Source organism: Paraglaciecola chathamensis S18K6 (genome assembly GCA_000314955.1).
GTDB classification, from domain to species: domain Bacteria; phylum Pseudomonadota; class Gammaproteobacteria; order Enterobacterales; family Alteromonadaceae; genus Paraglaciecola; species Paraglaciecola chathamensis.
Genome location: BAEM01000025.1, coordinates 1 through 711 on the forward strand (window position 1 = coordinate 1; position 711 = coordinate 711).

The 711-nt window shown below is 44.2% G+C and carries 2 tRNA genes; both read left to right on the top strand.

The features are described from left to right. Window positions 1-180 precede the first annotated feature (180 nt). Window positions 181-257, top strand: a tRNA-Ile gene (locus GCHA_RS07820). A gap of 113 nt (window positions 258-370) precedes the next feature. Next, window positions 371-446, top strand: a tRNA-Ala gene (locus GCHA_RS07825). The last annotated feature ends 265 nt before the right edge of the window (window positions 447-711 follow it).

The following is a 711-nucleotide window of genomic DNA, read 5'->3' on the forward strand; positions in this document are numbered from 1 at the left end:
GCAAAAAAGAAGTGCTTGGGATATTCAAGCAATTTCTAGCGCTGTTAAGTCATCGTTTATTGCGATGATGTTTGTTCTAGGCAAGCCGACTTTGGAGCGAGCGAGGGCGTGTACAAGCAGTACATAACCGAGTGAGTGACAAACAAAGGCGCAGCATAGGGCAAAGAGCAGAAGCAAGAAAGGCTTGTAGCTCAGCTGGTTAGAGCGCACCCCTGATAAGGGTGAGGTCGGCAGTTCAAGTCTGCCCAAGCCTACCATTTCGCATTTATGCGGTGTTGGATACCTCGTCGTTTAGCAGGCTAAACGTCCTCGCTATCCGCCTAGCCTAAATACGAACTGGCCAAAAATGAAAATCCTCAACACAAATTGAGGGGCTATAGCTCAGCTGGGAGAGCGCCTGCCTTGCACGCAGGAGGTCAGCAGTTCGATCCTGCTTAGCTCCACCACTTTCTAAGAAAGTGATTTTTGCTAGAAGGAAAGATTAGCCTTAATCAATGCGTACTTACTTAAGTATCTATTGATTAGGGTTTTTTAAACCCTACGTGAATGCGTGTAAACGCAAACACATGTTCTTTAACAATATGGAAAGCTGATAAAAGTAATCAAAACTAAGAGAACTCTTTAAGAGCTTACTCTATCTGATTTGAAAATGAATACTTGTCACGCATACAGAGCAAATAGGCTGGTAACTTCGGTTATGAGTCACGTTTG